The sequence below is a fragment of the Bacillus sp. JJ1773 genome, from assembly GCF_036962035.1.
Classification (GTDB): domain Bacteria; phylum Bacillota; class Bacilli; order Bacillales; family Cytobacillaceae; genus Cytobacillus.
The window spans coordinates 3115-4733 of sequence record NZ_JBALNX010000004.1 but is presented as its reverse complement, the minus strand read 5'-3'; the positions used below and the strand labels follow the sequence as shown (position 1 = coordinate 4733).

The window sequence follows — 1619 nt, the reverse complement described above, 5'->3', positions numbered from 1 at the left end:
TTATGAGCTAATCAACTCACAATTTATTGGAGAGTTTGATCCTGGCTCAGGACGAACGCTGGCGGCGTGCCTAATACATGCAAGTCGAGCGAACTTGCGGGAGCTTGCTCCCAAAAGTTAGCGGCGGACGGGTGAGTAACACGTGGGCAACCTGCCTGTAAGACTGGGATAACTTCGGGAAACCGGAGCTAATACCGGATAATTCTTTTCTACTCATGTAGGAAAGCTGAAAGATGGCTTCGGCTATCACTTACAGATGGGCCCGCGGCGCATTAGCTAGTTGGTGAGGTAACGGCTCACCAAGGCAACGATGCGTAGCCGACCTGAGAGGGTGATCGGCCACACTGGGACTGAGACACGGCCCAGACTCCTACGGGAGGCAGCAGTAGGGAATCTTCCGCAATGGACGAAAGTCTGACGGAGCAACGCCGCGTGAGTGATGAAGGTTTTCGGATCGTAAAACTCTGTTGTTAGGGAAGAACAAGTACCGTTCGAATAGGGCGGTACCTTGACGGTACCTAACCAGAAAGCCACGGCTAACTACGTGCCAGCAGCCGCGGTAATACGTAGGTGGCAAGCGTTGTCCGGAATTATTGGGCGTAAAGCGCGCGCAGGCGGTCCTTTAAGTCTGATGTGAAAGCCCACGGCTCAACCGTGGAGGGTCATTGGAAACTGGGGGACTTGAGTGCAGAAGAGGAGAGTGGAATTCCACGTGTAGCGGTGAAATGCGTAGAGATGTGGAGGAACACCAGTGGCGAAGGCGACTCTCTGGTCTGTAACTGACGCTGAGGCGCGAAAGCGTGGGGAGCGAACAGGATTAGATACCCTGGTAGTCCACGCCGTAAACGATGAGTGCTAAGTGTTAGAGGGTTTCCGCCCTTTAGTGCTGCAGCAAACGCATTAAGCACTCCGCCTGGGGAGTACGGCCGCAAGGCTGAAACTCAAAGGAATTGACGGGGGCCCGCACAAGCGGTGGAGCATGTGGTTTAATTCGAAGCAACGCGAAGAACCTTACCAGGTCTTGACATCCTCTGACAATCCTAGAGATAGGACTTTCCCCTTCGGGGGACAGAGTGACAGGTGGTGCATGGTTGTCGTCAGCTCGTGTCGTGAGATGTTGGGTTAAGTCCCGCAACGAGCGCAACCCTTGATCTTAGTTGCCAGCATTCAGTTGGGCACTCTAAGGTGACTGCCGGTGACAAACCGGAGGAAGGTGGGGATGACGTCAAATCATCATGCCCCTTATGACCTGGGCTACACACGTGCTACAATGGATGGTACAAAGGGCTGCAAGACCGCGAGGTTTAGCCAATCCCATAAAACCATTCTCAGTTCGGATTGCAGGCTGCAACTCGCCTGCATGAAGCCGGAATCGCTAGTAATCGCGGATCAGCATGCCGCGGTGAATACGTTCCCGGGCCTTGTACACACCGCCCGTCACACCACGAGAGTTTGTAACACCCGAAGTCGGTGGGGTAACCGTAAGGAGCCAGCCGCCTAAGGTGGGACAGATGATTGGGGTGAAGTCGTAACAAGGTAGCCGTATCGGAAGGTGCGGCTGGATCACCTCCTTTCTAAGGAAGAATTGAAGTACTTGATACTTCAATAAATAGACGTTT

The 1619-nt window shown here is 53.6% G+C and carries 1 rRNA gene; it reads left to right on the top strand.

The annotated features are described in order from the left end of the window. Nucleotides 1-23 precede the first annotated feature (23 nt). A 16S ribosomal RNA gene (locus V7127_RS01245) occupies nucleotides 24-1574 on the top strand. Nucleotides 1575-1619 lie beyond the last annotated feature (45 nt).